Source organism: Nocardioides sp. InS609-2 (assembly GCF_023208195.1).
Classification (GTDB): domain Bacteria; phylum Actinomycetota; class Actinomycetes; order Propionibacteriales; family Nocardioidaceae; genus Nocardioides.
In genome coordinates this window covers 3,248,272-3,275,129 of sequence record NZ_CP060034.1, presented here as the reverse complement: position 1 = coordinate 3,275,129, position 26,858 = coordinate 3,248,272, and the positions used below count along the sequence as shown (strand labels likewise).

Genomic DNA, 26,858 nt, shown 5'->3' with positions numbered 1-26,858 from the left:
TTCCCAACAGAGACTAACTCTCCCAGAGTTCTCGTGTCATCAACCATCACGAAAAGAGGAGAACCCATGCGCACCCTGTCTGCCCGCTCCGACGGCCCGGCGCCGTACCTGAGCGACGTCTCGTCGCTGCTGCCCCGCCGTCACGAGGTCCTGATCGAGGTGGTCGCGGCGGCAGTCAACCCGATCGATGTCTTCGTCGCCTCCGGCGCCGCCCACCCCGTGTTCGGACTCCCCGCGCTGGTGGGCCTGGGTTGGGACGTCGCCGGGCGGGTGGCGGCCATCGGCCCTGACGTCACCGACATCGCGCCGGGCGACCTCGTGGCGGGACTTCACGACGACCTCACGCTGTCCACCCGCACCCACGCCGAGCAGGTCGTGCTTCCCGCGACGTCCGTCGCCGTCGTACCGCCCGGGGTCGACGAGCTGGCCGCGGCCTCGGTCCCGCTCAATGCGTTGACCGCGCTCCAGGCCTTGACGCCACTGGGCGACGGGGACGGACGGACCCTGCTCGTCACCGGTGCCGCAGGCGCCGTCGGTGGCTACGCCGTGGCGCTGGCAGCGGCCGCCGGCTGGCACGTCACGGGCCTCGGCCGAGCCCATGACGAGGCCTGGGTCCGCGGCGCGGGGGCCTCCGGCTTCGTCACTGCCCCCCAGCCTGGGGCGTACGACGTCGTCTTCGACACCGCTGTCCTCAACGCGCTGGCGGTGGCTGCCGTCCGCGACGGCGGCCAGTACGTCGGGGTGATCCCGCCCGCCCCGCCTGCCCCCGAGCGTGGCGTCTCGGTGAGCGCGGTGAACGTTCGGGCCGACGGATCACAGCTGGCCCGACTGCTTGCGCGGACGGCGAGCGGCGAGCTGGAGGTGCGGGTGGCCGGGACAGTCGCCCTCGACCATGCCGGTTCGGCGTACGAGAAGCTCGCCGGCGGTGGCCAGCGCGGGCGGTGGCTGCTGGTCCCGTGAGGCCGGCGCCAGGCCGTGTCTAGCTGAGGTGGTGGGGCTCGTCCGTGCGCGACGAGCCGCTGCCCTGGCCCGGCGACCCCTGGCTGCCGCCGTCCGACGCGGCGCCGGGGCGCCCGAGCCGGACGACGACCGACTTGGAGGCAGGCTGGTTGCTGCCCTTGGCCGTCGAGTCGAGAGGCACCAGCGGGTTGGTCTCGGGGTAGTAGGCGGCCGCACAGCCGCGCGGCTGGTCGTAGGACACGATGCGGAAGGACTTCGCCTCTCGCTCGGTGCCGTCGCGCCACTCGCTCACCAGGTCGACCATGTCGCCGTCCTCGAAGCCGAGCGACCTGATGTCCTCGGGGTGCACGAAGACCACGCGGCGACCGTTCTTCACGCCGCGGTAGCGGTCGTCGAGGCCGTAGATCGTGGTGTTGAACTGGTCGTGCGAGCGCAGCGTCTGCAGCAGCAGGCGGCCCTTCGGCACCTCCAGCACCTCGACGGGCGTCGACGTGATCATCGCCTTGCCGAGCTTGGTCTCGAAGACGCGGTTGTCGCGCGGCGGGTGCGGGAGCACGAAGCCGCCAGGACGGTCGACCTTCTCGTCGTACGACGCGCAACCGGGCACCACGTGGGAGATGTGCCGCCGGATCTCGGTGTAGTCGTCGCGCAGGTCGGCCCAACGCACCGGGGAGTCGGTGAGCGTCGCCAGCGCCATGGAGCAGACGATGTCGACCTCCGACTTGAGGTGCTTCGACGCCGGCTTGAGCGGCCCGTGCGAGGCGTGCACCGCCGACATGGAGTCCTCGACGGTGACCCGCTGCGCCTTGCCGCCGGTGAGGTCCTTCTCGGATCGGCCGAGTGCGGGCAGTATCAGCGCCTCGCCGCCGGTGACGACGTGGGAGCGGTTGAGCTTGGTGGACACGTGCACGGTGAGGGCCGCGCTGCGCATGGCCGCCTCCGTGACCTCGGTGTCGGGCGCCGCGCCGACGAAGTTGCCGCCCATCCCGAAGAACACGCGCACCTTGCCGTCGCGCAGAGCCCGGATGGCGTTGACGGTGTCGTAGCCGTGCTCGCGGGGCGGCTCGAAGCCGAACTCGTCGCGGAGGGCGTCGAGGAAGTGGTCGGGCACCCGCTCCCACACGCCCATCGTGCGGTCACCCTGCACGTTGGAGTGGCCGCGCACCGGGCAGAGACCCGCGCCCGGCTTGCCGATGTTGCCCTGCAGCAGGGCGACGTTGACGATCTCCTTGATCGTGGCGACCGCGTTGTGGTGCTGGGTGATGCCCATCGCCCAGCAGGTGACGGTGGCGTCGGAGTCGCGGAAGAGCTGCGCGGCCTCGGTGATCTGGGCGCGCGTCAGACCGGTGGACGCCTCGACCTTGACCCAGTCGAGGGTCTCGAGATGCTCGACGTACTCCTCGAAGCCGGCGGTGTGGGTGGCGAGGAAGTCGCGGTCGAGGGCGTCCCACCCGACGAGCAGCGACCCGATCGCCTGGAAGAGCGCCAGGTCGCCGTTGAGCCGCACCGGCAGGTGCAGGTCGGTGAGGGCGGTGCCGAGGGCCAGGCTCTTGGCCCTTTGCGGGTTCTTGAAGCGGACGAGGCCGGCCTCCTCCAACGGGTTGATCGAGATGATCTTCGCCCCGTTGTGCTTGGCCTCCTCCAGGGCGGAGAGCATGCGCGGGTGGTTGGTGCCGGGGTTCTGGCCGACCACGACGATCAGCTTCGCCCGGTGGATGTCGTCGAGGCTGACCGAGCCCTTGCCGATGCCGATGGTCTCGGTCAGTGCTGCGCCGGACGACTCGTGGCACATGTTCGAGCAGTCGGGAAGGTTGTTGGTGCCGAACGAGCGCACGAACAGCTGGTAGACGAATGCAGCCTCGTTGGAGGTCTTGCCCGACGTGTAGAACACCGCCTGGTCGGGGTCGTCGAGGCGGTTCAGGTGGCCCGCGATCATCGAGAACGCGTCGTCCCAGCCGATCGGCTCGTAGTGCGTGCCGCCCGCGCGGCGCACCATCGGCTCGGTGATGCGGCCCTGCTTGCCCAGCCAGTACTCCGTCTTGTCCTCGAGGTCGGCCAGCGAGTGCGCGGCGAAGAACTCACGGTCGAGCATGGTGCGGGTGGCCTCCTCGGCGACCGCCTTCGCGCCGTTCTCGCAGAACTCCGCGGTGTGGCGGTGGCCGGGCTCCGGATCCGGCCACGCGCAGCCCTGGCAGTCGAACCCGTCGGCCTGGTTGAGCTTGAGGAGCGTCTGCGCCGTACGACGAACGCCCATCGAGTCGACCGCGCGTTTCATCGCGACACCCACCGCCGTGATGCCGGCGGCGGTGTGCGCCTCTCCGCCGACTTCCAGGTCTGACTCGTCGATGTCGTGGACGGGGCGGTTGCGACTCATGAACCCATCTTCACCCGGAACCGGTCGCTGGGCACACACCCCCACCGAGGATTTCCCCGGTGGCGGTGTCGTTGGGACACGACGTGCCTTCTCTCTTCGAACCCCTGGCCCTCGGCGCCGTCTCCGCGCCCCATCGCGTGCTGATGACGCCACTGACCCGGCAGCGCGCGACGCAGCCCGGCGACGTCCCCAACGACCTGATGCGCGACCACTACGTCCAGCGGGCGGCAGCCGGGCTGATCGTCTCCGAGGGCACCCAGATCTCGCCGGAGGGCAAGGGGTACGCCGGCACTCCCGGCATCCACAGCGACGAGCAGGTCGCGGGCCGGCGGCGCGTCACGGACGCCCATACAGGAGGCGGGCGGGCGGATCGCGGCCCAGCTGTGGCACACCGGCCGGGTCAACCACGAGTCGCTGCACGAGGGTGAGCTGCCGGTCTCGGCCAGCGCGACGCCGTACAGGAACCGCACGACCGTCTTCGACGACCACGGCGGGCTCGTGCGTGTCGACTAGCCGACCCCGCGGGCGCTCGAGACCGACGAGCTGCCGCGGCTGGTCGAGGACTACGCGCACGCCACCCGGCAGGCGCGCACGGCCGGTTTCGACGCGGTGGTCGACGCGGTGGTCGACGCGTGGGATGCCGGGCCTACATCGCCAACCCCGACCTGTCCGAGCGGCTGCGCAACGGCTGGGAGTTCGACGAGCTCGTGAAGCCGACGATGTACGGCGGCGGCGCGGCCGGCTACATCGACAACCCGGCGTACGCCGCGGTCTGACGCGCAGGCCTTCTCGCTCGAAGACGCGCCCTGTCTTTAATGCTTCGCGCGATGTCAGTGCGGGCACCTAGGCTGGACATCCAATGCAGGACTTCCCACCACGGATCGCGACGTTCTTCACCGGCACGAACGACGCACCCACTCCGGACCCCGACACCCGGACGCCTGCGGCGTTCCTGAAGTGGATGTTGCGGCAGCAGTGGCAGGTCATCGCACTGTCGTCCTTGGCGTGCCTGCTGTGGCTGATGCCGCTGACGTTCGGCCCCTACATCTTCGGCAAGGCGGTCGACGACGGCATCCTCGGCAGCTCGACGACCGACCTGCTGAAGTGGTCGGCCGTGATGCTCGGCGTGGTCGTTGTCGGCGGCATCTTCGGCGTCGTCTTCCACACCCTGATCGTGCGCAGCTGGCTGATCAGCCTCTACGGCACGACCCAGATGGTGACTCGCAAGATCGCCCAGATGGGGCACGTGCTGCCTCGTCGTTCGCCGACCGGCGAGGTGCTCAGCGTCGCGTCGAGCGACTCCGACGAGTTCGGTGCGCTGACCGAGATCCTGGCGCGCTCCGCTGCGCAGTTCGTCTCCTACCTGACCGTCGCAGCCATCGTGCTGTCGATGTCGTGGCAGCTCGGCGTGCTCGTGCTGGTCGCCGCCCCGGTGCTCCTCGGCGCCGCCCTGCCGCTGCTCCGGCCGCTGCACCGCCGCCAGCAGATCGAGCGCAGCCGCAACTCCGAGCTGACCTCGATGGCCACCGACATCGTGGCCGGGCTGCGCATCCTGCGCGGCATCGGCGGCGAGGAGACGTTCGGCCGCAACTACGCCAACCAGTCGCAGCAGGCCCGCAAGGCCGGTGTCTCGTCCGGCATCTGGCAGGCCGCCGTCGAAGCCGTCGGCGTGCTGTTCTCCGGTGTCTTCCTGGTCAGCCTCGTCTGGCTCGGCACCCGCCAGGTCAACTCCGGCGAGCTCAGCGTCGGCCAGCTGGTGAGCTTCCTTGGCTACGGCCTCTTCATGGTCGGCCCGATCCGCACGTTCTTCGAGCTCGCCCAGAAGTCGACCCGTGCGCTGGTGAGCGCCCGCAAGGCGATCGCGATCTTCGAGCAGCGCCCGCCGTGGCGTGAGCCGGCCGAGCCGCAGCCGCTCGACGGCAACGCCGAGATCTTCGACGACCTCAGTGGCTTCGGCGCCCAACCCGGCCAGCTGACGGTGGTCGTGAGCGCGGTGCCCGAGCAGAGCTCGGCGCTGGCCGACCGGCTCGGCCGCTACCTCCCGCCCGACACCGACCCCGTCGGCGAGGACGACGGTGACGGCCTGAAGGGCCGCGCCGCCCGTCAGGCGCGGGCCGACCGCGAGCGCCGCCGCGCCCGCATCGCCGCCCGCGATGAGGAGGCCGCGACCCGTGAGTGGGGCGTGCGGCTGGGTGGCGTCGACCTGTCTGCGGCCCTCCTCGACGACGTACGACGCCAGGTGCTGGTCAGCGACACCGGCAGCGGCCTGTTCGCCGGCACCCTCCAGGACGCCATCGACCCGCACGGCCGGCTGACCCGCGAGCAGGCCGAGGCCGCACTGCGCGTCGCCAACGCCGAGGACGTGTACGACGCGCTGCCCGAGGGCTGGCAGGGCGAGCTCGACGAGCGTGGTCGCGGGCTCTCCGGTGGTCAGCGGCAGCGCGTGGTGCTGGCACGCGCGCTCGCCGTCGACGCGCCGATCCTGGTGCTGGTCGAGCCGACCTCCGCCGTCGACGCCCACACCGAGGCCCGCATCGCCGAGCGGGTGACCGACCTCCGCCGCGGCCGCACGACCGTGGTCTGCACTGTGTCGCCGCTGTGGCTGCACCACGCCGACCGCGTCGTACTCCTCCAGGACGGCCTGGTCGTCGCCGACGGCGAGCACGCCGACCTGCTCGAGAACGACGCGGCCTACCGCAGCGTGGTGGCCAGGTCCCTCGACGACATCGACGAGGGGGTCTCGCGATGACCGATCTGCTGGAGACCTCCCCCGACACCTGGCGCGACCGCCACCTGGACCCGCCGGTCATCCCGCCGGAGCTGATCCCGCCCGTCGACGCGGCCCCCATGGAGCGCAACACCGCGCTCTGGGCACGCCACGACCTGCGCCGTCAGCGGGCCGAGGACGTCTACGCGGCCTCCCGCAACCCCAAGCGCGGCTGGCCGGTGTCGGGCAACCGCGCCGTGCTGACCTTCTTCCGTGAGCTGCTGGGCAGCCGACGCGGCAGGTTCATCGCCCTGGTGGTGTTCAACGCTTCGGCTGCGGCCACCGGCCTGGTGGTGCCCCGACTCCTGGGCGAGCTGGTCAACACCACGGTCGGCGGCGGCGGCCTGCCGCTCAACGAGCTCGCGCTGGTGATCGTCGGGGTGGTGCTGTTGCAGTCGGCGTTCACCTTTGTCGCCCAGCGCACCTCGACCCTGTTCGGCCAGGACCTGCTCTCGACGGCCCGTGAATACATCGTGCGCACGATCCTGCGGCTGCCGCTCGGTGCGGTCGAGAGCGCGAGCACCGGCGACCTCGTCACCCGCGTCACGCGCGACGTCGGCACGATGAGCCGCTCGGTCCAGTACGGCCTGCCGATGGCGATCATCTCGCTGCTGACGGTGACGCTCTCGATCGGCGCGATGCTGCTCAACTCGGTGATCCTCGCGGTGCCGGCGCTCCTCACCTTCGCCACCTCGGCCTGGGCCGTGCGCGGCTACCTGCGACGCGCACCCAAGGGCTACATCACCGAGGGCGCGACCTACTCCCGCATCAACACCACGCTCACCGAGACCGTCGAGGGCGCGCGCACCCTCGAGGCGCTGGGCCTCTCCGGCGTGCGGGTCCGCGCCGGCGACGGCGACATCGAAGTGTCGGCGCAGGCCGAGCGCTACGGCATGACGCTGCGCAACCTGCTCTTCATGGCTCTCAACTTCGCCTTCCAGACACCGCGCGTCATCACCCTGCTCGTCGGTGCCTACGCCTACACCCGCGGCTGGGTCGACCTCGGCCAGATCACCGCGGCCGTCCTGTACGTCGAGGCGTTGGGCGACCCGCTCGACCGGCTGATCGGCGAGATCGACCGGCTGCAGGTCGGCGCCGCGTCGACGAGCCGGCTGCTCGGCATCGCCGAGGTGAAGCCCGACCGCGAGGCCGGCGACGACCTCCCCGACGGCATCGACCTGGTCGGCACGGACCTCCGGTTCGCCTACCGCGAGGGCCACGACGTGCTCCACGGCGTCGACCTGCGCCTCGGCGTCGGCGAGCGGCTGGCCATCGTCGGGCCGAGTGGCTCGGGCAAGTCGACGCTGGGCCGCCTGCTGTCGGGCATCAACCGGCCGCGGACGGGCTCGGCCACCATCGGCGGCGTCGAGCTGGTGGACCTGCCGCTCGAGGTGCTGCGCACCGAGGTCGCGCTCGTCACCCAGGAGCACCACGTCTTCATCGGCTCGGTGCGCGACAACATCGTGCTGGCCCGCGAGGACTCCGATGACGACGCCGTACGCCAGGCGCTGCGCGCGGTCGGGTCGCTGCTCTGGGTCGAGCGCCTGCCGCAGGGGCTCGACACGGTGATCGGCTCCGGCCGCTACGCCCTCACGCCGGCGCAGGCACAGCAGGTCGCGCTGGCACGGCTGATCATCGCCGACCCGCACACGCTGGTGCTCGACGAAGCCACCTCGCTCATCGACCCCCGCACCGCCCGCACCCTCGAGGGCTCGATGAACAACCTGCTCGAGGGCCGCACCGTCGTCGCGATCGCCCACCGGCTGCACACGGCTCACGACGCCGACCGCATCGCGGTGGTCATCGACGGCCGCATCGTCGAGCTCGGCAGCCACCACGAGCTGGTCGATCTAGATGGCGAGTACGCCGCCCTCTGGCGCGCCTGGACCTCGTAGCGCAGACCGCCTGATCCGCGGTACCAGGACCAACGGACACTGCCCGACTGCCCGCCGTCACGCCTGGCGTCGAACGTGTTGCGAGAGAGGCTCTGCGACGGCGTCGCGGTGCTGATCGACCGCAGCGTCGCCCGACCGCCGGGTCCGGTACGCCGCGGCCCGGGGTCACGCGAGCACCTCACTCCCGAGCAGGCGCGCGGCGGCCCGGCGAGCGCCGCGACCGACGTCCGGGGCATCGGAGCGACGCTGTTCGAGGCCAAGACGTCGCCCAGAGCTGAGGATCCGCCGCAACGCGACGCCCTGCGCTTCCGGGCGCTGCCGCTACGTTGCACCCATGTCGTACGAACAGCCTCCCCCGTACTCCCCGCCACCGGCCCCCGGTCCGCGCTGGGACCTGGGTGAAGCGCTCACCTATGGCTGGAACAAGCTCCAGTCCAACATCACCCAGCTCGTCCTCGCCATGCTCGTGCTGTTCGTCGGCGTCGTGGCGACGGTCGTGATGGTCGGGGTGCTCCAGTGGCTGCTGCTCGACAGCGGCGAGGCAGAGTTCAACGCCAGCACCGGAGAGGTCCGCATCGACGAGGGATCCGGGTTCCTGACCGTGCTCGTCGTCAACGCTCTCATCAGCGCCCTCGCCCTCGTCGTCCTCCAGGTGTTCGCCTCCGGCCTCATCCGGGGCGCGCTGGGCATCACCGAAGGTCGCGAGTTCAAGACCGCGGAGATGCTGAAGACCGACAAGATCTGGCCGGTATTCGTCACCAGCCTGATCGTCGGCGCCCTCACCTTCGCGGGCACACTGCTCTGCTACGTCCCCGGGCTGGTCGTCGGCTTCCTGACCAGCTACTCGCTCTACTTCGTCCTCGACAAGGGGCTGGCCCCGACCGACGCCGTCAAGGCGAGCGTCAGCCTGGTCAAGGACAACATCGGCCCCGCCCTGCTCTGGTACGTCGTCGGTGGCTTCGTCGCCCTGGCCGGGTTGCTCGCGTGCGGAGTCGGGGCGCTGCTCACCGTGCCTGTGGTGCTGATCGGCACGGCGTACACCTACAAGATGCTGACCGGCGCCCCGGTCGCACCCTGATCTCGAACGGGCTGACCGCCTCGTTGAATTGCGCCTCGCGCACCGTTCAGTTGCGCCTGCGTACCCAGCGCGTGGGGACAGGGGCGCAACTCAACGGGGACGGGGGCGCAACTCAACTAAACGTGATCAGGAGTTGCTGAACACCGCGGGGCCACCGTCGCCGGTGTCATCCGCAGCGGCCGGACCGCGGCCCGCCCAGGTCCAGGCGTACGCCGAGTCCTCGCACGCCAGTCCAGCCTCGCCGAGATCGAGCGGCGCGAAGGTGTCGACCATGACGGCCGATTCCTCGAAGTAGTCGGCGCCCAGCGACGCCTCGATCGCCGACGGCTGCGGGCCGTGGGCATAGCCGCCCGGGTGCAGCGAGATCGAGCCGATGCCGATGCCGGACCCCTTGCGGGCCTCGTAGTCACCGCCGACGTAGAACATCACCTCGTCGGAGTCGACGTTCGAGTGGTAGTAGGGCACCGGGATCGCGAGCTCGTGGTAGTCGACCTTGCGGGGCAGGAAGTTGCAGACCACGAAGTTCCAGCCCTCGAAGACCTGGTGCACCGGCGGCGGCTGGTGGATCTTGCCGGTGATCGGCATGTAGTCGTCGATGTTGAACGTGTAGGGGTAGAGGCAGCCGTCCCAGCCGACCACGTCGAACGGGTGCGTCGCGTACGTCATCGTCGTGCCGACCACGGCACCGCCCGCGCGGTGCTTGACGAGCACGTCGACGTCGCTGCCCTCGACTAGCAGCGGCTCGGTGGGTCCGTGGAGGTCGCGTTCGCAGTACGGCGCGTGCTCGAGGAACTGCCCGAAGCGCGAGAGGTAGCGTTTGGGCGGGTGGATGTGGCTGTTGGCCTCGATCGGGTAGAGCCGCGACGGCTCGCTCGGCACCCACCGGTGCGTGGTGGCGCGCGGGATCACCACGTAGTCGCCGGTGCGATAGGCCACCACGCCGAAGACGCTTTCGACGGTGCCGGCGCCGGACTCGACGTACACGCACTCGTCGCCGATGGCGTTGCGGTAGAGCGAGGAGGCATCAGTGCCCGTGACGACGTACGCGATGCGCACGTCGTTGTTGCCCAGGATCATCCGGCGGCCCGTCACCGCGTCGCCGTCAGCGAACTCGAGATCGTGCAGCTTCAGGTGCCGCGCCTTGAGCGGATGGTTGGGCGTGCGCGTCTGGTCGGGCACCTCCCACACCACGCTGTCGGTGATCGCCGACGGCACGCCGCGGTGGTAGAGCAGCGACGAGTCGGAGGAGAAGCCCTCCTCCCCCATCAGCTCCTCGCGGTAGAGGTTGCCGTCGGGATCGCGGTGCTGGGTGTGCCGCTTGGGCGGGATGTCGCCGACGGTGCGGTAGAAGGTCATGCGCACTCCTCCATGTTTCGACTATCGGACGTTTGCGTCCGCTATGCGCCTCGGGGCTAGAGTATCGACCGTGTCAACCAGCCCCGCGTCCCTGCCCCCTGCCTGGTCGGGCCTGCTCGACGACGCCGCCATCTTCCCGCCCGGCAACGCCCGGCTCGCCGATGCCGTCGAGTCGTACGCCGCCCGCAGCTCCGAGTGGTACGCCGACCTGGTCGGCTCGTTCGTCTGCAAGGACACCGACATCGGCTCCTTGGACGCAGGCATGCCGCTCTCGATCGTGGTCACCGGCGGCGCGGGCGCGATCGCCGGTGCCCTCAAGCTCGCCGGCCGGCGCGACCACCACGTCGCGGGTCTAGAGATCGCGCTGCGCGACCTCGACGACCTGGCCGGCAACGCCCGCCGAGTGGTCGCGGCCGTCGACGCGGCCCGCAGCGACGGCCTACTCGATGACGACACCGAGGTGTTCGTCGAGCTGCCCCAGACCGTTCCCGGCGCGGGCTGGCTGGGCGCCGCCGACGAGGTCGCGGCCGCCGAGCTCAGGCTGAAGTTCCGCACCGGCGGTGTCGACGCCAACCTCTTCCCCGCGGCCGGTCAGATCGCGAGTTGGATCGACGCCGCGCTCGACCGCGAGACGCCGTTCAAGTGCACGGCGGGCCTGCACAACGCCGTACGCCATCGTGACGACGCCACCGGCTTCGAGCACCACGGCTTCCTCAACGTGCTGCTGGCGACTGGTGCGCTCTTCGACGGCGCGACCGCCGACGACGCCGTTGCCCTGCTCGAGTCCCGCGAGGGCCCTGCCCTGGCCGACCGCAGCAGCGAGACCGACCTGGCCGGCGCCCGTCGGTGGTTCACTTCCTTCGGTTCCTGCTCGGTGCGCGAGCCGCTCGACGACCTGCTCACCCTCGGACTCCTCAAGGAGAGACCATGACCACCAGCTGGGTCGACGGAGCCGCGAGCTCCGGATTCGACGTCGACCACCTGCCGTACGCCGTGTTCGAGCGCGCAGGTGAGGAGCCGCGCGTCGGCGTGCGCATCGGCGACCTCGTCCTCGACCTCGCGCCGGTGGCGGCCGCCGACATGCTGGAGGTCTCCCACCTCTTCGAGGCGACGACGCTGAACCCGTTGATGGCCGCGGGTCGGCCGGTGTGGGACTCCGTGCGGCAGTGGCTGACCGGGCTGCTCACCGACGAGACCGAGCGGGACGTCGTCGAGCCGCACCTGGTGGCCGTTGCTGACGTGACACTGCGGATGCCGTTCTTGGTCGGCGACTACGTCGACTTCTACGCTTCCCTCGACCACGCCTCCAACGTCGGCCGGATCTTCCGCCCCGACCAGGAGCCGCTGTTGCCCAACTGGCGGCACCTCCCGGTCGGCTACCACGGCCGCAGCGGCACCGTCGTACCCTCCGGCACCGACATCGTCCGACCGCACGGCCAGCGCAAGGCGCCGACCGACGACGCACCGACCTTCGGGCCGTCGGCGCGACTCGACATCGAGGCCGAGCTCGGGTTCGTCGTCGGCACCGGCTCGACGCTCGGCAGCCGGATCACCACCGAGGCCTTCGCCGACCACTGCTTCGGCGTGGTCGGGCTCAACGACTGGAGCGCGCGCGACATCCAGGCCTGGGAGTACGTGCCGCTCGGGCCGTTCCTCGGCAAGAGCTTCGCCACCTCGATCTCGCCGTGGGTCACCCCGCTGGCGGCGTTCGACGCGGCCTGGGTCGAGCTGCCCGGCCAGGACCCCGAGCCGCTGCCCTACCTCTCCGCCGGCGCCACCCGCGGTCTCGACATCGAGGTGGAGGTGGTGCTGAACGACGAGGTCGTCTCGCGGCCGTCGTACTCCTCGATGTACTGGTCACCCGCCCAGATGCTCGCCCACCTCACGGTCAACGGCGCGTCCACGCGCACCGGCGACCTCTGGGGCTCGGGCACGATCAGCGGACCGGAGCCGGACCAGCGCGGGTCGTTCCTCGAGCTGTCGTGGGGCGGCAAGGAGCCGTTCACGGCGGTCGGCCGCGAGCGCACGTTCCTCGAGGACGGGGACGTCGTGGTGCTGCGCTACTCGGCCCCCGGCACGGCCGGCGGCCGCATCACGCTCGGCGAGGTCACTGGCACGATTGCTCCGGCGCTCTGAGTGGCTACGCTCTGCCCGTGATCCAGTACGGCCAGCACCCGCACCCGGGGCACGTCATCGCCCACATCTCCGACCCGCACCTCCTCGCGGGAGGCGTCAAGCAGTACGGCGCCATCGACACCGAGGACAAGCTGCGCGAAGCCCTCGGGCGACTCGCACACCTCAACCCGGCGCCAAGGGCGCTGGTGTTCACCGGCGACCTGGCCGACAAGGCCGAGCCCGCGGCGTACGCACTGCTGCGCGAGATCGTCGAGCCCGTCGCTGCCGAGCTCGGAGCCGAGGTCGTGTGGACCATGGGCAACCACGACGAGCGCGCGGAGTTCGCTGCCGGGCTGTACGACGAGGACGGCGCCGGCCCGCAGGACCGCGTGCACGACATCGGCGGTCTGCGGATCGTCGCGCTCGACACCAGCGTGCCCGGATTCCACCACGGTGAGCTCGACGGAGACCAGCTGGTCTGGCTCGCGGAGGTGCTGGCCACGCCCGCGCCGCACGGCACCCTGCTCGCCATGCACCACGCGCCTATCCCGGTGCCGATGACGCCGGCCGCGGGGATCATCGAGCTGCTCGACCAGCACCGCCTCGCCGGCGTCATCGCCGGCACCGACGTGCGCGGCATCCTCGGCGGCCACTTCCACTTCACGTCGTACTCCACGTTCGCCGGCGTGCCGGTCAGCATCGCATCGGCGACCTGCTACACCTCCGACCCGGCACCGGATGCCCGCTTCATCTCCGGGGTCGACGCCCACCAGTCCTTCACCATGCTGCACGTGTACGACGACCGGATCGTCCACTCGATCGTGCCCGTGGCCACGGCGCCAGAGGTCAGCGGCTTCCCCTCCGACGTGGCCCAGCAGGTCGAGGCGCTCACCGCTGAAGAGCGCCGCGACATCCTCTCCCGCAAGGACTCGCCGTTCTACGCGTCCGACGTCGGCCAGGTCATCGAGTAGTGACCCCAGCAGCGCGAGTCGTGACCCCACTCGGATGGCTCGCCGCTGCGTGCCTGGTCGCGACCCTCGTCCTGATCGGTTTCCACCCCCACGCCGACACCGTTACAGTCGGCCGCACCGACTGCGGCTCCTCATCTGTCTCCCTCGTTCGTCAGGGGGCACCGAACAAGGGTGGCGAGTTGCGGCCCGACGACGCAGCCTGGAGTGCGCGCTGCATCGCGAAGGCCAGGCACCGGCTGCAGCTCGCACCGATTCCGCTGGCGGTGGGCCTGGTGGCAGGGGTGGCGAGGCTCGTCGTACGTCGCCGCATCCCCGTCAGCCATCGGACCTATCGAGGGTCGTCCGCGTCGAGCTGAGCGTGGAGATCGCAGCGCCGGGAGCGATTGGTCCGTTGGTTGACGGGACCTACACGCCTTCCTCGCCGAGCCCGGGGTGCACCCATGGCGTCCCGGCACGCATCTGCTCCACCGCGCCGGGGTGGACGCGCTCTAGATGCGCGATCCCGCGTCGCCGGAAGCGCAGCACCTGGATGATGCCGAGCACCCAGAACGCGAACTGCACGGACATCGCCACCCGGAAGTCACCGAGGTCGTAGGAGTCCATGCCGCCGTCCTGGCGCAGGTCGAGCACCACGCCGATCAGTGCCATGCAGAGCAGCGACGCCATGAACCCGCCGACGTTGACGATGCCGTTGGCGCGACCGATCGCTTGCACGGGATTGAAGGAGCGTGCCAGGTCGAAGCCGACCATCGACGTGGGTCCGCCGGACGCGGTGGCGAAGGCGAGGAGCACGACCAACCAGGTCGGCGCCGGCGTCGTCCGCACCAGCACGGCCGCCCAGGCGGCCATCATCGTGACGACGACGCCGATCACGATCCAGGACCGGTAGAAGGGATAGCGCGCCACCAGCGCCCCGAGGACGAACCCGCTCACGACGACCCAGCCGATCATCGCCATCAGCAGCGTGCTGGCCGCTGACTCCGTCCAGCCCTGGCCGCGCACGAGGAACGGGAAGCCCCAGAGCAGCGAGAAGACGGTGACGCTGAACTGCGAGGCGAAGTGCGACCACATGCCGAGCCGGGTGCCGGGGTTGCCCCACACCAGTCGCACCGACTGAGCCAGCGCGCGCAGCTTGACGGTGACCACCTCGGCCCGCTGGTACGGCGAGTCCTTGACGACCATGACGACCAGAACCATCAGCACGACACCGATGCTCGAGGCGATCGCGAAGGCACGCGTCCAGCCGAGCTCGCGCAGCAGGAAGGACAACGGCGCGGCGGCCACGATCGCGCCCATCTGGCCGACGACGCCCGTGAGCTGGGTGACCATCGGCGCCTGGCGCACGAGGAACCAGACGGTCACCAGCCGGATGACGCTCACGAAGACCATCGCGTCGCCCGCGCCCAGCAACGCGCGAGACAGCACCGCCGTCGCGAACGTCGTGGAGAAGGCGAAGGCCAGCTGGCCGGCTGTCATCAGCACGAGGCCGGCGATCAGCAGCCGACGGGAGCCGTAGCGGTCGAGCAGGACTCCGACGGGCACTTGCAGGCCGGCGTAGACCAGCAGCTGCAGCACTGTGAAGAAGGCGAGCTGAGTGGCGGTGACGTCGAACCGGTCGGCGGCCAGCAGGCCGGCCACACCGAGCGAGCTGCGGTGGAACACCGCGAGCATGTAGACCGCGAGCGCGACGACCCAGATCAGCCACGCTCGGCGACGGCCGATGTCGTGGACCTGCGCACGCTCCCCTACGGCCTCCGACACGATGCCATTCTCGCATCGCAGTGGCGCATCCCAGCAACGCCGTCGGCCCGGGACCGGGTCAGTCCCCCACGCCGCGGCGCTGGGCCCACACCATGACCTGCGTGCGGTCGCCCACCCCGATGCGTGCGAACACCGACGTCATCGACCTTCCACTCAATCCCGTGGGCTCACCGCCACCAGGGCAACGGCGGCCAGGCAGGCGAGAAGGTGCATCATGCAGGGTTCCACGGAGTGGGGTCGAGACAGCCATCATCGGCTCAGGCGGCGCGCGGCACCATCGTCTGCTGGCACTACGACCTGGCCCGGTGCGAAAATGCTGACAGCCCCCGACGAATCGGAGGCTGTCACACCTGGTGGCAGGTGCAGGATTCGAACCTGCGTAGGCATAAGCCGACGGATTTACAGTCCGTTCCCATTGGCCGCTCGGGCAACCTGCCATGGTGGTGTCGCGGGGGCCGTGTGGCGCCGCCGCAAGCAGGACGAAACAATAGCGCAGGCAGTGCGCCCGAAGAAAAACGCCACTACAAGAGCCCGCAGAAGAACTGCACCCGGAGGAACACCATGGCCGACTCGTCGTTCGACATCGTCAGCAAGCTCGACCGCCAGGAGGTCGACAACGCCCTCGGGCAGGCGGCCCGTGAGGTCGCGACCCGCTTCGACTTCAAGGGCACCGGAGCCATCATCGAGTGGCAGGGCGAGCAGGCCATCGAGATCACGGCCTCCGCAGATGACCGCGCCACCGCGGTGCTCGACGTCTTCAAGGACAAGCTCATCAAGCGCCAGCAGAGCCTGAAGATCCTCGACGCGTCCGAGCCGCGGGCCTCCGGCCAGCTGTCGAAGATCTCCATCACGCTCAAGGAGGGCATCACCTCCGAGGACGCCAAGAAGATCTCCAAGCTGATCCGCGACGAGGGCCCCAAGGGCGTCAAGGCACAGGTCCAGGGTGACGAGCTCCGGGTGTCGTCGAAGAAGCGCGACGACCTCCAGGCCGTGCAGGCGCTGGTGAAGTCGCAGGACTACGAGTTCGCGGTGCAGTTCACCAACTACCGCTGAACTGACCTGTTTGCGCAGGTCAGCGCGCTGTCACTGCTCGTAAGTCCGCACAGAGTCCGCAGGGACTACGCCGACCAGCCGCATCAACTCGGGCGCGGCCGCTCGGGGGCGGTCCTCCGCGGTGGGCCACAGGTGGCTGTAGGTGTTGAGGGTGATTGAGGCACTGGCGTGGCCCAGTGCGCGCTGGACGGTGACCACGTCACAGCCCGCTGCGATGAGACGCTGACGAGCTGGCCCTGGTCGAGGCCTCGGGCTGGACGGCGTGGCCGCCGCGCCTGCCGGACCAACCGATCTTCTACCCCGTGCTCAACGAGGACTACGCCACACGAATCGCCCGCGACTGGATTGTCAAGGCAAGCGGCGTCGGGTACGTGACCCGGTTCGAGGTCGAGAAGGAGTTCCTCGACAGATACGAAGTCTGCAAGCCGGCGGCCAGACGATCCTCGAGTACTTGATCCCCGGCCGAAGATCTGGACGAGTTCAACAAGCACATCGTCGGAATCATCGAAGTCGTGTCGGAGTTCCGGTGACCACAGATGGCTGACGACTGGTTTCGTTCACCCGATTGGGGGTCGGAGGCACGGGCGGACTTTGAGGCGCGGCTTGGACGTAGTAGAGCCGGCAACCGAGCCCAGTACATGAGAATCAAGGGGCTCGCGCTTCGGGAAGCCGGACACGTCGATGCAGCCCGGGAGCTGTGGACGCGAATTATTGAGTCGGCGGACGAGCACTGGCCGCAGGTGTCGGGATCGCTTGAACACCTCGGGGATTCATATCGGCATGACGACCCGCCCCGAGCCGCGACGTACTATCGGCGTCTCATTGCCGACTACCCCACGTTGAGTGGGACGAGCGGCTGCGTCCATGTGTCCCTCGCCGAGATCCTGCTAGACCGACGCGACAAGGAGTCGGTCGAGCAGGCAGCGAGGCTTCTCGGCACCTGGATCGACGAGTTCAGCATTCCCTTCCCAAACGCCATTTCCGGTTCGACCTCGCGCTGATTCGTGCGGCGAAGGCGCTCGGCGACAAAGAGACGACCCAACGGGCCGCCCGCACCGCGCTCGACCTCGCTGCGCGGGGTCCCGTCTACCCCCGTCACGGACAAGAGATAGGCGTGGTCAGGGCCGACGCCAAGACTCTTCGTCGATTGCGGAGGCTCGCCAGGTGACGCGACGAACGGGTTCACCGCAACGGCAGACAGCACTGACGCCTACCATGGACCAATGGTCACGATCACCGTGGACGCCGAGCGTCTCCGCGAGGTGTGCGAACGCTACGGCGTCGCACGGCTTGAGGTGTTTGGCTCGGTGAGCCGTGGCGATGACGGACCCGACAGCGACGTCGACCTGCTGTATGAGTTGAAGCCCGATGCCCGTTTAGGGTTCGCTTTCTTCGACCTGGAAGACGAACTCGCCGCGTTGTTCGGTCGACCCGTCGACCTTGTCCCCCGGGACGGCATCAACAAGTATCTTCGCGAAGCGATTCTGGCGGATGCCCAAGCGTTCTACGCGGCCTGAGATCCTTTTCCTCCGGGAGATGGTCGACGCCGCCAGCAGCATCATCGAGCTCATCGGCGACCTGACACCCGAGCAACTGAACGACGATCGCAGGACCCGCGAGTCGATCCTCTGGAACTTCACCATTCTGGGCGAGGCGTCCGCCCAGCTTCCACAGGCCTTCAAGGCCACACACGCGGAGATCCCGTGGACGAAGGCCTCACTCCTGCGAAATCGAATCGTCCACGGATACTGGAACATCTCCACCAGGATCATCCGCGACACCGCCGAGGTCGACCTCCCCGGCTTGATCGAGGCATTGAAGTCGGCCATCCAGCTCCTCGAAGCAGCAGGGCAGTCCGCAGACAGTCCGCAAGAGATCGAGGAACAGCCGTGACCGACCACCTCACGACGTACGCAAAGGCCGCGGATTCACGCTCAACCGGCGCTCACCGCGTCGCACCAGCCGCCAACACCCCGTACACCAACTACCCCTGACGGGTCAGCCGACCGCCTGCATCCTCGGTACGACGATCGCCCCGGTCGCCGGCGTCAGCCACACCGTGCTGCCCTCCTCGATGCCCAGGGAACGGGCGTGGGTGCGGGTGAGCAGGACCGTCACGTCGTCGCCGTCGACAGTCAGCACGCTCACCCGCACCTCGAAGCCGATGCGCAGCAGGCGGGAGACCTCGCCCTCGACCGCGCCCGCGAGGTGCGGGGCGGTGGCGATCTCGATGTCGTGCGGCCGCAGCGTCACGCCACCGAGCGAGGTGACGTCGCCGAGGAACGACATGACGAAATCGTTGGCCGGCTCGTCGTACAGCGTGTCGGGGGTGCCGACCTGCTCGACCCGGCCCTCGTTGATCACCACGATCTCGTCGGCGACCTCGAGGGCCTCCTCCTGGTCGTGGGTGACGAAGACGGTCGTCACGTGCACCTCGTCGTGCAGTCGGCGCAGCCACTCACGCAGCTCCTTGCGGACCTTGGCGTCGAGGGCGCCGAACGGCTCGTCGAGCAGCAGCACCTTCGGCTCGACGGCGAGCGCGCGCGCCAGCGCCATCCGCTGGCGCTGCCCACCGGAGAGCTGCGACGGCAGCCGGTGCGCGAACTGCGAGAGGTGCACCAGCTTGAGCAGCTCGTCCACGCGCTCGGCCACCTCGGCCTTGGGACGCTTGCGGATCTCGAGCCCGAACGCGACGTTGCGCGCCACCGACAGGTGCTTGAAGACGGCGTAGTGCTGGAAGACGAAGCCGACGTTGCGCTTCTGCGGTGGCAGCTTCGTGGCGTCGACGCCCTCGATGGACACGCTGCCGGCGTCGGCGGTGTCGAGGCCGGCGATGATCCGCAGCAGCGTCGACTTGCCGCCGCCGGACGGCCCGAGCAGGGCGGTCAGCTGGCCGGTAGGCAGGGACACGGTGACGTCGTCGAGAGCGACGAAGTCACCGAACAGCTTGCTGACACCGTAGACGTCGATGGACATCAGTGTGACTCCTTGGGTCGGAGGAGGGAGACGACGACGATGCAGAGCACCGAGACGAAGGCGAGCAGGAAGGACGTCGCATAGGCCGACGACTGCTCGAAGTTCTGGTACTTCTGCTCGACGACCAGGGTTGCGGTCTGGGTCTGGCCGGTGAAGTTGCCCGAGACGATCTTCACCGCGCCGAACTCACCGAGCGAGCGGGCCAGGGACAGTACGACGCCGTAGACGACCGCCCACTTGATGCTGGGCAGCGTGATCCGCCGGAAGGTCTGCAGCGCGTTGGCGCCGAGCGAGCGCGCCGCCTGCTCCTGGTCATCGCCGATCTCGTTCAAGACCGGCACGACCTCGCGGATCACCAGCGGCAGGGCCACGAAACAGGTGGCCATGATCATGCCCGGCGAGTTGAAGATGACCTGGAGGCCGTTGCTCTCCAGCGTCGGACCGAACCAGCCGGTGCGGCCGTTGTAGACCAGTAGCAGGGCCAGACCGACGACGACCGGCGAGACCGACATCGGCAGGTCGACCAGCGCCGAGAGCAACCGCTTGCCCGGGAACTCGAAGCGCACCAACAGCAGCGAGATGCCGACGCCGAAGACCAGGTTGATCACGACCGCCCACAGCGCGACCTCGCCGGTGAGCGCCAGCGCGCCCTGCACCGACTCGTCGGCCAGCGTGTCGCGCATCGTGGTGAAGCCGTCCTCGAACGTGTGCCGGACGACCAGCGCCACCGGCCACGCGACGAGCAGGAACACATAGCCGATCGCGAGCACCCGCAGGGCCCACTTCACGGGGAGGGATGTCCTAACCACGACGCGCCACCCGTCGCTGGAGGATGTCGAGCACGACGATGACGAACAGCGCGACGGCGAGCATGATCGTCGCCAGCGCTGCCGCGGAGGCGTTGTTGCCGTTCTCGATGAACGTCAGCACGCGCACCGACACCACCTCGGTCCTGAACGGCAGGTTGCCGCTGAGGAGGACGAGCGAGCCGTACTCCGAGATAGCGCGGGCGAACGACAGCGCGGCGCCGGCGGCGATGGCCGGCAGCAGGCTGGGCAGGACCACCCGCCGGAACGTCGTCAGCGGCGAGGCGCCCAGGGACGCGGCAGCCTCCTCGACGTCGTGCTCGAGCTCCTCGAGCACCGGCTGCACGGTGCGTACGACGAACGGCAGGGTCACGAACGCCAGCGCCAGCCACACGGCCTTGGTGGTGTTGGCCCACTCGAGCCCGAGCGGACCACCCTTGCCGTAGAGGCCGAGCAGCACCAGGCCGGCCACGATCGTCGGCAGCGCGAAGGGGATGTCGATGACCACGTCGAGTGCGCGCTTGCCCCAGAAGCGGTCACGGACAAGCACCCAGGCGATGACGGTGCCCATGGCCACGTTCATCACGGTGACCATCAGCGCCTGGCCGACGGTCAGCCGGATCGCGGCCCAGGTCTGGGCGTTGCCGAGCGTGTCGGCGTACTGTCCCCAGCCGTTTGTGCCGGCGGTGACCACGATCGCCGACAGCGGGATGAGCACGAGCAGGCTGAACCACGTCATGGCCAGGCCGAGGCCCAGCGCCGAGCCGCGGCCCAGCGTGCTGTGGAAGGCAGACCCCCACCCCGGAGGGCTGGGCTCCCTCCGGGACGGGGTGAGGACCGCCGAGGTCATTCGGTCTTGCCCGTGTCCTGCTGCAGCTGCGGGATGATGCCGAGCGCGCCGCCGTCCTCGCCGTCGGCGAAGAACTTGCTGGCCGCGTCTGCCCAGCCACCGAAGTCACCATCGATGGTGAGCAGCTTGCCGGGAGCCGGGAACGGGTCGCTCGGGTGGTTGGCACCCTCGACGTCGGTCTCGACACCGTCGATGACCGGGCGGAAGCCGCTCTTGGCGTACTCCTCCTGCGCGACCGGGCCGAGCAGGAAGTCGAGGAACGACGCAGCGGCCGGTTTGGCGTCGGTGGTGACGGCGCCGGGGTTCTCGATCAGCAGCGTCTCGGGCGGGATGATGTAGTCCACGGCCTCGCCGTTCTGCCGGGCCAGGATGGCCTCGTTCTCGTAGGAGAGCAGTACGTCGCCGTTGCCCGAGGTGAACGCGGTGGTCGCCTCGCGGCCGGAGCCCGGCAGCGCGATCGTGTTCTCGAGCAGTTTCTTGGTGTAGGCGGTGGCCTCTTCCTCCGTGCCGCCGTTGGCGGTCACGTGACCGAAGCCGGCCAGGATGTTCCAGCGAGCGGAGCCCGACGAGCCCGGGTTGGGCGTGATGATCTCGACGCCCGGCTTGACCAGGTCGTCCCAGGTCTGGATGTTCTTGGGGTTGCCCTCGCGAACGACGAACACGACGACCGACGAGGTGACGATGCCCTTGGTGGGGCCGTCCTTCCAGTCGTCGGCGACCAGGCCGGCGTCGACCAGGCGGGTGACGTCGGTCTCGAGGGAGAAGTGGACATAGTCGGCGTCGAGGCCACCGGCCACGGCACGGGACTGGTCACCGGAGGCGCCGTACGACGTCTTGAAGGCGACGTCCTTGCCCTCGGCGGTGTCCTCGAAGTCCTCGAAGACGGGCTTGTTGGCGGCCTGGAGCACCGAGTAGCCGACCACGCTGAGCTGGTTGTCCTCTGAGGCGGCGCCGTTGCTGGCCGAGCACGCGGTGGTGGCGAGAAGGCCGGCAACTGCTGCGGCGAGGGCGAGCCGGCGACGGCCGGTCTTGAGCTGGGTCAACATGTTCATTCCTCATGTCATGGGGGCCCGTCGAGTCCGGGCCGATCTGTCCTAAGTCGCTTACTTTAGTGGGTAATGCTCGATTACTCGCCATTGCAGACCGTGCGCTGAGACGTGTCGTGCATCACGCCATGCGCTCGTCCACGTCGGGAGACGGTGGGGATCGAGTCGACAGCGGCGATATCGTGGGGTGGTCGCACCATCACGGCAGGACGAGAACAGAGAGAGGCGTCAGGTGACCCCGCGGTGACAAAGCAGGTCAAGCAACTGGACCGGGTCATCATCCGGTTCGCCGGTGACTCCGGTGACGGCATGCAGCTCACGGGCGACCGCTTCACCCAGGAGTCCGCGGCGTTCGGCAACGACCTGTCGACGCTGCCCAACTTCCCGGCCGAGATCCGCGCCCCTCAGGGCACCCTCCCGGGTGTCTCCAGCTTCCAGGTGCACTTCGCCGACCACGACATCCTCACGCCCGGCGATGCGCCGGACGTTCTGGTCGCGATGAACCCCGCGGCCCTTCGGGCCAACCTCGGCGACCTGCCCAAGGGCGCCACGATCATCGTCGACACCCATGACTTCAGCGGCCGCAACCTGAGCAAGGCCGGCTACACCGTCTCTCCACTCGACGACGACTCGCTCTCGGCGTACTCCCTGCACCCGCTAGACCTCACCGGCATGACGGTGGCGGCGGTCAAGGAGTTCGGCCTCTCCCGCAAGGACGCCGCCCGTGCGAAGAACATGTTCGCCCTCGGCCTGCTCTCGTGGATGTACGGCCGTCCGACCGAGTCGACCGTCGAGTTCCTCACCCGGCGCTTCGCCAAGGTCCCCGACATCCGCGACGCCAACATCACGGCGTTCAAGACCGGGTTCTTCTTCGGCGAGACCACCGAGGCCTTCAGCGTCAGCTACGAGATCAAGCCCGCCCCGATGGCGTCGGGCACCTACCGCAACATCACCGGCAACCTCGCGCTGTCCTACGGCCTGATCGCCGGCGGCGTGCAGTCGGGCCTGCCGATCTTCCTGGGGTCCTACCCGATCACGCCGGCCTCCGACATCCTCCACGAGCTGAGCAAGCACAAGTCGTTCGACGTCACCACGTTCCAGGCCGAGGACGAGATCGCCGGCGTGGGCGCCGCGATCGGCGCATCATTCGCCGGCACCCTGGGCGTCACCACGACCTCAGGCCCCGGCCTCGCGCTCAAGTCGGAGGCCATCGGCCTCGCGGTGATGACCGAGCTGCCGCTGATCGTCGTCGACGTGCAGCGCGGCGGGCCGTCCACCGGCCTGCCCACCAAGACCGAGCAGGCCGACCTGCTGCAGGCGATGTTCGGCCGCAACGGCGAGTCCCCGGTGCCGATCGTGGCGCCGCAGTCACCCGGCGACTGCTTCGACGCCGCCCTCGAGGCGGTCCGCATCGCCGTCACCTACCGCACGCCGGTGATGCTGCTCTCCGACGGCATGCTCGCCAACGGCTCCGAGCCGTGGCGGGTGCCCGAGCTCTCCGAGCTGCCCACCATCGACCCCGACTTCGCGACCGCGACCAACCACGCCCTCGAGGACGGCAAGTCCGACTTCTGGCCCTACCTGCGTGACGAGGAGACCCTGGCCCGACCCTGGGCCATCCCCGGCACCCCTGGTCTCGAGCACCGCATCGGCGGCCTCGAGAAGGGCGACGGGCACGGCAACATCTCCTACGACCCCTCCAATCACGACTTCATGGTCCGCACCCGCGCGGCCAAGGTGCAGCGCATCGCCGACTCGTTGCCGCCGCTCGTGGTCGACGACCCGACGGGTGACGCCAAGGTGCTCGTGCTCGGCTGGGGCTCGACCTACGGCCCGATCGGAGCCGGCGTACGACGCGTGCGCAAGGCCGGCTACCACGTCGCGCAGACGCATCTGCGCCACCTCAACCCGTTCCCCAACGATCTCGGTGAGATCCTCGAGCGCTACGACAAGGTGCTTGTGCCCGAGATGAACCTCGGCCAGCTGTCGATGCTCTTGCGCGCGACGTACCTTGTAGATGCGGTCGGCTACAACCACGTGCGAGGGCTGCCGCTCAAGGCCGCCGAGCTGGCCGAGGCCATCGGCGAGCTGGTGTCGCAGGCCGAGGGCATCGACGTAGATCTCGCCACCACTGCTCCTGAGGAGGCGCTGTCGTGACCACCACCGACCTGCCGTTCCCCGGCTTGACGTCGGGCATCGAGTCGGTTCCCACCGTCGATCCGGACGCCGCACCACAGACCGGCAAGGACTTCACGTCCGACCAGGAGGTGCGCTGGTGCCCGGGTTGCGGTGACTACGCAGTGCTCAAGGCCGTGCAGGGCTTCCTGCCCGACCTCGGCCTGCGCCGCGAGAACATCGTCTTCGTCTCCGGCATCGGCTGCTCGTCGCGGTTCCCCTACTACCTCGACACCTACGGCATGCACTCGATCCACGGCCGCGCGCCGTCGATCGCGACCGGCATCGCGACCGCGCGCGGCGACCTCTCGGTCTGGGTCGTCACCGGCGACGGCGACGCGCTGTCGATCGGCGGCAACCACCTGATCCACGCGCTGCGCCGCAACGTCAACATGACGATCCTGCTGTTCAACAACCGCATCTACGGCCTGACCAAGGGGCAGTACTCCCCCACGTCCGAGACCGGCAAGGTCACCAAGTCGACGCCGATGGGCTCGGTCGACCACCCGTTCAACCCCGTGTCGCTGGCGCTCGGGGCCGAGGGCACCTTCGTCGCGCGCACCATCGACTCCGACCGCAAGCACCTGACGTCGGTGCTGTCGGCGGCCGCGGCGCACCGCGGCACGTCGTTCGTGGAGATCTACCAGAACTGCCCGATCTTCAACGACGGCGCCTTCGACGCGATCAAGAACCCCGACACCAAGGCCGACGCGATCATCCCGCTGGTGCACGGCGAGCCGATCCGCTTCGGGGCTCTGTCTGAGTCTGGGGAGGGCTCCAAGGGCCTGATCCGCGACTCCTCGACCGGCGGCGTGAAGGTGATGGACGTGGCCGACGTCAGCGCCGACGCCCTCCTAGTGCACGACGCACACAGCCCCGACCCGACCATGGCGTTCGCGATCTCGCGGCTGACCGACTCCGGTTACCTCAACCAGTCACCGATCGGCATCTTCCGGCAGGTCGAGCGCGCGACGTACGACGACCAGGCGCGCGCGCAGCTCAGGACCGCCAGCGGCGACAACGCGGCTGACCCGACGGAGCGCCTCGGCGCGCTGATCGGTGGCGGCGACACGTGGACGGTCGTCTGAGGCCTCGACCCCGGACATGAGAGAAGGGCCCCGCCGTCGGCGGGGCCCTTCTTGCGTCCGACCAGCGTCAGCGCTTGTTGCCCTTGAAGAAGGTGGCGAAGACCGGGCTGTAGGAGGTGGCGTAGCCGCCCTGGGCCTTGACCTTGACGCGCCACTTCCACTTGCCGGTGGGAGGCGTGAAGATCTTGGTCTTGTAGTTGCCGTAGGCAGTGGTCTTGACCTTGTTGACCGTCTTGAACTTGCAGGAGCCACAGGCCTTCTTCTGCAGGTTGGCCTCCCCGTTGGGGAAGGCCTCGATGTTGCCCTTCAGGCTGAAGGCCCGGTAGGTCGTCGCCTGGCGCTCGCCGGTGATGACGCGTGTGGGCAGCGTGTCGGTGGCACCGGCCGGGACCACGGACAGGATCGAGGTGCCGAGCAGCGCGGCAATGAACATGGCAATCAGTGCGCGGACAATCCGCATGGAAACTTCCCCCTGGGAGTCGATGGTGATGTGTGGGCAGGTGCTTGTCGCCCACGGTGAAGACGGCATCATCGTAGAGGCATGACGCGGCTTATGCTCCTCGAGTGGTCGAATCGCGCCGTGGACTCGCCTACGGCGCTGGCGCCTACCTGTTGTGGGGCACGTTCCCGCTCTACTGGACGCTGCTCGAGCCTGCCGGGGCCTTCGAGATCCTGGCGCACCGGATCCTGTGGTCGGCGATCACGATGGGCGTGCTCGTGGTGGTGCTCGGTCGCCGGGCACAGTTCGTCGCTCTCGTGCGCAACCGGCGTCGGCTGGCGCTGCTGACTCTGGCGGCCGGTGTCATCAGCATCAACTGGGCGACGTACATCTGGGGCGTGAACAACGGCCGCGTCGTCGAGACGTCACTGGGCTACTTCATCAACCCGCTCGTGACCGTGCTGATGGGCGTCTTCGTGCTCGGCGAGACCCTGCGTCGGCTGCAGTGGGCAGCCCTGGGCTTCGCCACGCTCGCCGTCGTGGTGCTGACCGTCGACTACGGCCGGCCGCCGTGGATCGCGCTCGTGCTGGCGTTCAGCTTCGGCACGTACGGCTTGGCGAAGAAGAAGGCCGACGCCGGCGCGGTCGAGTCGTTGGCGCTGGAGACGGCGATCTCCGGGCCTTTCGCCGCGGCGTACATCTGCTGGCTGGTGGCAACCGGTGCGTCCAACTTCGGGTCCCACGGCACCAGTCACGCTCTGCTGCTCACCACGACCGGGATCGTGACGGCGATCCCGCTGATCCTGTTCGGCGCCGCCGCCACTCGGGTGCCGCTGGTGGCGCTCGGGCTGCTGCAGTACCTCGCCCCGATCCTCCAGTTCGCCCTCGGCGTGCTGTGGTTCCACGAGGACATGCCAGCGGGCCGCTGGGCCGGCTTCTTCCTCGTCTGGGTCGCGTTGGCGGTGTTCACGTTCGAGACGGTGCGTCACCGCCGGCGACAGATGCAGCTGGCCGTGGAGAGCGCGCCCGTGTGAGGCAGCCCAGTCGGGTTCGGTCCTCTGCAGCCGACGATCACGACAGATGGTGACTGGACCATCTCCGGAGGAGTGGCCACGGGGTCGGGTCCGGGAATCCCAGGACCCGACCCC

Annotated in this window: 27 protein-coding genes and 1 tRNA gene; 19 read left to right on the top strand and 9 right to left on the bottom strand. The window is 69.2% G+C overall.

Going from position 1 to position 26,858, the window contains the following annotated elements:
• The first annotated feature begins 66 nt into the window (after positions 1-66).
• The gene (locus H4Q84_RS16930) at positions 67-960 is read left to right on the top strand and encodes a zinc-binding dehydrogenase (protein ID WP_248580252.1); all 894 of its coding nucleotides are present in this window, start codon (positions 67-69) and stop codon (positions 958-960) included.
• A gap of 19 nt (positions 961-979) precedes the next feature.
• On the opposite strand, the gene H4Q84_RS16925 is transcribed toward H4Q84_RS16930, so the two are convergent.
• Complete coding sequence (locus tag H4Q84_RS16925) at positions 980-3,334, bottom strand: FdhF/YdeP family oxidoreductase (protein WP_248580251.1); 2,355 nt, start codon at positions 3,332-3,334, stop codon at positions 980-982.
• Positions 3,335-3,393: 59 nt separating this feature from the next.
• Here H4Q84_RS16925 and H4Q84_RS16920 point away from each other — a divergent pair, with 59 nt between their 5' ends.
• From H4Q84_RS16920 to H4Q84_RS16895, 6 genes are all read left to right on the top strand, one after another.
• Complete coding sequence (locus H4Q84_RS16920; RefSeq protein WP_248580250.1) at positions 3,394-3,762, top strand: hypothetical protein; 369 nt, start codon at positions 3,394-3,396, stop codon at positions 3,760-3,762.
• Positions 3,763-3,966: 204 nt separating this feature from the next.
• Positions 3,967-4,110, top strand: a complete 144-nt coding sequence (locus tag H4Q84_RS16915) for a hypothetical protein (protein WP_248580249.1) — start codon at positions 3,967-3,969, stop codon at positions 4,108-4,110.
• An 83-nt stretch (positions 4,111-4,193) separates the two neighbouring features.
• On the top strand, positions 4,194-6,083 hold the full coding sequence (locus H4Q84_RS16910; RefSeq protein ID WP_248580248.1) for an ABC transporter ATP-binding protein: 1,890 nt from the start codon (positions 4,194-4,196) through the stop codon (positions 6,081-6,083).
• Positions 6,080-7,996: an ABC transporter ATP-binding protein gene (locus H4Q84_RS16905; protein WP_248580247.1), complete on the top strand. Its 1,917-nt coding sequence runs from the start codon at positions 6,080-6,082 to the stop codon at positions 7,994-7,996. The genes H4Q84_RS16910 and H4Q84_RS16905 overlap by 4 nt, the downstream gene beginning before the upstream one ends.
• A gap of 75 nt (positions 7,997-8,071) precedes the next feature.
• Complete coding sequence (locus H4Q84_RS16900; protein WP_248580246.1) at positions 8,072-8,398, top strand: hypothetical protein; 327 nt, start codon at positions 8,072-8,074, stop codon at positions 8,396-8,398.
• Positions 8,331-9,074, top strand: coding sequence for a hypothetical protein (locus H4Q84_RS16895; protein WP_248580245.1), 744 nt, complete (start codon positions 8,331-8,333; stop codon positions 9,072-9,074). The genes H4Q84_RS16900 and H4Q84_RS16895 overlap by 68 nt, the downstream gene beginning before the upstream one ends.
• 126 nt (positions 9,075-9,200) lie before the next feature.
• On the opposite strand, the gene H4Q84_RS16890 is transcribed toward H4Q84_RS16895, so the two are convergent.
• On the bottom strand, positions 9,201-10,430 hold the full coding sequence (locus H4Q84_RS16890) for a homogentisate 1,2-dioxygenase domain-containing protein (protein WP_248580244.1): 1,230 nt from the start codon (positions 10,428-10,430) through the stop codon (positions 9,201-9,203).
• A gap of 70 nt (positions 10,431-10,500) precedes the next feature.
• Between H4Q84_RS16890 and H4Q84_RS16885 the strand changes: the two genes are divergently transcribed.
• Genes H4Q84_RS16885 through H4Q84_RS16870 form a run of 4 tightly spaced genes read left to right on the top strand, consistent with a single transcriptional unit; the run spans position 10,501 to position 13,872 of the window.
• On the top strand, positions 10,501-11,361 hold the full coding sequence (locus tag H4Q84_RS16885) for a hypothetical protein (RefSeq protein ID WP_248580243.1): 861 nt from the start codon (positions 10,501-10,503) through the stop codon (positions 11,359-11,361).
• Complete coding sequence (fahA, locus tag H4Q84_RS16880) at positions 11,358-12,566, top strand: fumarylacetoacetase (RefSeq protein ID WP_248580242.1); 1,209 nt, start codon at positions 11,358-11,360, stop codon at positions 12,564-12,566. Before H4Q84_RS16885 ends, fahA begins: the two co-directional genes overlap by 4 nt.
• 17 nt (positions 12,567-12,583) lie before the next feature.
• Positions 12,584-13,516, top strand: coding sequence for a phosphodiesterase (locus tag H4Q84_RS16875; protein WP_248580241.1), 933 nt, complete (start codon positions 12,584-12,586; stop codon positions 13,514-13,516).
• Between the two features lie 20 nt (positions 13,517-13,536).
• Positions 13,537-13,872, top strand: coding sequence for a hypothetical protein (locus H4Q84_RS16870; RefSeq protein WP_248580240.1), 336 nt, complete (start codon positions 13,537-13,539; stop codon positions 13,870-13,872).
• Positions 13,873-13,921: 49 nt separating this feature from the next.
• Here the strand turns inward: H4Q84_RS16870 and H4Q84_RS16865 are convergent, their stop codons facing one another.
• Entirely contained in the window at positions 13,922-15,277 is a 1,356-nt protein-coding gene (locus H4Q84_RS16865) for an MFS transporter (protein WP_248580239.1), read from the bottom strand.
• A 351-nt stretch (positions 15,278-15,628) separates the two neighbouring features.
• Positions 15,629-15,714, bottom strand: a tRNA-Tyr gene (locus H4Q84_RS16860).
• A 124-nt stretch (positions 15,715-15,838) separates the two neighbouring features.
• Between H4Q84_RS16860 and H4Q84_RS16855 the strand changes: the two genes are divergently transcribed.
• The 5 genes from H4Q84_RS16855 to H4Q84_RS16835 all read left to right on the top strand — a co-directional run bounded on the left by H4Q84_RS16855 (position 15,839) and on the right by H4Q84_RS16835 (position 18,223).
• Positions 15,839-16,330 (top strand): YajQ family cyclic di-GMP-binding protein, encoded by a 492-nt coding sequence (locus H4Q84_RS16855; protein ID WP_248580238.1) that lies wholly within the window; start codon positions 15,839-15,841, stop codon positions 16,328-16,330.
• A 302-nt stretch (positions 16,331-16,632) separates the two neighbouring features.
• Positions 16,633-16,785, top strand: a complete 153-nt coding sequence (locus tag H4Q84_RS16850) for a hypothetical protein (protein WP_248580237.1) — start codon at positions 16,633-16,635, stop codon at positions 16,783-16,785.
• Positions 16,786-16,866: 81 nt separating this feature from the next.
• On the top strand, positions 16,867-17,331 hold the full coding sequence (locus tag H4Q84_RS16845; protein ID WP_248580236.1) for a tetratricopeptide repeat protein: 465 nt from the start codon (positions 16,867-16,869) through the stop codon (positions 17,329-17,331).
• Between the two features lie 222 nt (positions 17,332-17,553).
• The gene (locus tag H4Q84_RS16840) at positions 17,554-17,847 is read left to right on the top strand and encodes a nucleotidyltransferase family protein (RefSeq protein WP_248580235.1); all 294 of its coding nucleotides are present in this window, start codon (positions 17,554-17,556) and stop codon (positions 17,845-17,847) included.
• 19 nt (positions 17,848-17,866) lie between these two features.
• Positions 17,867-18,223 carry a HepT-like ribonuclease domain-containing protein gene (locus H4Q84_RS16835; RefSeq protein WP_248580234.1) on the top strand — a complete coding sequence of 119 codons (357 nt, stop codon included), beginning with the start codon at positions 17,867-17,869 and terminating at the stop codon, positions 18,221-18,223.
• 105 nt (positions 18,224-18,328) lie between these two features.
• On the opposite strand, the gene H4Q84_RS16830 is transcribed toward H4Q84_RS16835, so the two are convergent.
• Genes H4Q84_RS16830 through H4Q84_RS16815 form a run of 4 tightly spaced genes read right to left on the bottom strand, consistent with a single transcriptional unit; the run spans position 18,329 to position 22,008 of the window.
• Entirely contained in the window at positions 18,329-19,306 is a 978-nt protein-coding gene (locus H4Q84_RS16830) for a sulfate ABC transporter ATP-binding protein (RefSeq protein ID WP_248580233.1), read from the bottom strand.
• Positions 19,306-20,094 (bottom strand): sulfate ABC transporter permease subunit, encoded by a 789-nt coding sequence (locus H4Q84_RS16825; RefSeq protein ID WP_248580232.1) that lies wholly within the window; start codon positions 20,092-20,094, stop codon positions 19,306-19,308. The genes H4Q84_RS16830 and H4Q84_RS16825 overlap by 1 nt, the downstream gene beginning before the upstream one ends.
• Before the next feature lie 13 nt (positions 20,095-20,107).
• A complete protein-coding gene (gene cysT, locus H4Q84_RS16820) occupies positions 20,108-20,962 on the bottom strand; it encodes a sulfate ABC transporter permease subunit CysT (protein ID WP_248580231.1) in 855 nt (284 codons plus the stop codon).
• Positions 20,959-22,008, bottom strand: coding sequence for a sulfate ABC transporter substrate-binding protein (locus H4Q84_RS16815; protein ID WP_248580230.1), 1,050 nt, complete (start codon positions 22,006-22,008; stop codon positions 20,959-20,961). The genes cysT and H4Q84_RS16815 overlap by 4 nt, the downstream gene beginning before the upstream one ends.
• 243 nt (positions 22,009-22,251) lie before the next feature.
• Here H4Q84_RS16815 and H4Q84_RS16810 point away from each other — a divergent pair, with 243 nt between their 5' ends.
• Both H4Q84_RS16810 and H4Q84_RS16805 read left to right on the top strand, forming a co-directional pair.
• Positions 22,252-24,165 (top strand): 2-oxoacid:acceptor oxidoreductase subunit alpha, encoded by a 1,914-nt coding sequence (locus H4Q84_RS16810; RefSeq protein ID WP_282580253.1) that lies wholly within the window; start codon positions 22,252-22,254, stop codon positions 24,163-24,165.
• A gap of 26 nt (positions 24,166-24,191) precedes the next feature.
• Positions 24,192-25,271 carry a 2-oxoacid:ferredoxin oxidoreductase subunit beta gene (locus H4Q84_RS16805; protein ID WP_248583672.1) on the top strand — a complete coding sequence of 360 codons (1,080 nt, stop codon included), beginning with the start codon at positions 24,192-24,194 and terminating at the stop codon, positions 25,269-25,271.
• A gap of 67 nt (positions 25,272-25,338) precedes the next feature.
• Here H4Q84_RS16805 and H4Q84_RS16800 read toward each other — a convergent pair whose 3' ends face one another.
• On the bottom strand, positions 25,339-25,731 hold the full coding sequence (locus H4Q84_RS16800; RefSeq protein ID WP_248580229.1) for a hypothetical protein: 393 nt from the start codon (positions 25,729-25,731) through the stop codon (positions 25,339-25,341).
• Between the two features lie 104 nt (positions 25,732-25,835).
• On the opposite strand from H4Q84_RS16800, the gene rarD reads away from it, so the two are divergent.
• A complete protein-coding gene (rarD, locus tag H4Q84_RS16795; RefSeq protein WP_248580228.1) occupies positions 25,836-26,744 on the top strand; it encodes an EamA family transporter RarD in 909 nt (302 codons plus the stop codon).
• Positions 26,745-26,858: the final 114 nt, after the last annotated feature.

Coding starts and splice junctions, on each gene's coding strand:
- H4Q84_RS16855 (WP_248580238.1), top strand. CDS start 15,839: ATGGCCGACTCGTCGTTCGACATCGTCAGCAAGCTCGACCGCCAGGAG.
- H4Q84_RS16800 (WP_248580229.1), bottom strand. CDS start 25,731: ATGCGGATTGTCCGCGCACTGATTGCCATGTTCATTGCCGCGCTGCTC.
- H4Q84_RS16905 (WP_248580247.1), top strand. CDS start 6,080: ATGACCGATCTGCTGGAGACCTCCCCCGACACCTGGCGCGACCGCCAC.
- H4Q84_RS16925 (WP_248580251.1), bottom strand. CDS start 3,334: ATGAGTCGCAACCGCCCCGTCCACGACATCGACGAGTCAGACCTGGAA.
- H4Q84_RS16840 (WP_248580235.1), top strand. CDS start 17,554: ATGGTCACGATCACCGTGGACGCCGAGCGTCTCCGCGAGGTGTGCGAA.
- cysT (WP_248580231.1), bottom strand. CDS start 20,962: ATGACCTCGGCGGTCCTCACCCCGTCCCGGAGGGAGCCCAGCCCTCCG.
- H4Q84_RS16890 (WP_248580244.1), bottom strand. CDS start 10,430: ATGACCTTCTACCGCACCGTCGGCGACATCCCGCCCAAGCGGCACACC.
- H4Q84_RS16895 (WP_248580245.1), top strand. CDS start 8,331: ATGTCGTACGAACAGCCTCCCCCGTACTCCCCGCCACCGGCCCCCGGT.
- H4Q84_RS16830 (WP_248580233.1), bottom strand. CDS start 19,306: ATGTCCATCGACGTCTACGGTGTCAGCAAGCTGTTCGGTGACTTCGTC.
- H4Q84_RS16835 (WP_248580234.1), top strand. CDS start 17,867: ATGGTCGACGCCGCCAGCAGCATCATCGAGCTCATCGGCGACCTGACA.
- H4Q84_RS16845 (WP_248580236.1), top strand. CDS start 16,867: ATGGCTGACGACTGGTTTCGTTCACCCGATTGGGGGTCGGAGGCACGG.
- H4Q84_RS16910 (WP_248580248.1), top strand. CDS start 4,194: ATGCAGGACTTCCCACCACGGATCGCGACGTTCTTCACCGGCACGAAC.
- H4Q84_RS16930 (WP_248580252.1), top strand. CDS start 67: ATGCGCACCCTGTCTGCCCGCTCCGACGGCCCGGCGCCGTACCTGAGC.
- fahA (WP_248580242.1), top strand. CDS start 11,358: ATGACCACCAGCTGGGTCGACGGAGCCGCGAGCTCCGGATTCGACGTC.
- H4Q84_RS16815 (WP_248580230.1), bottom strand. CDS start 22,008: ATGTTGACCCAGCTCAAGACCGGCCGTCGCCGGCTCGCCCTCGCCGCA.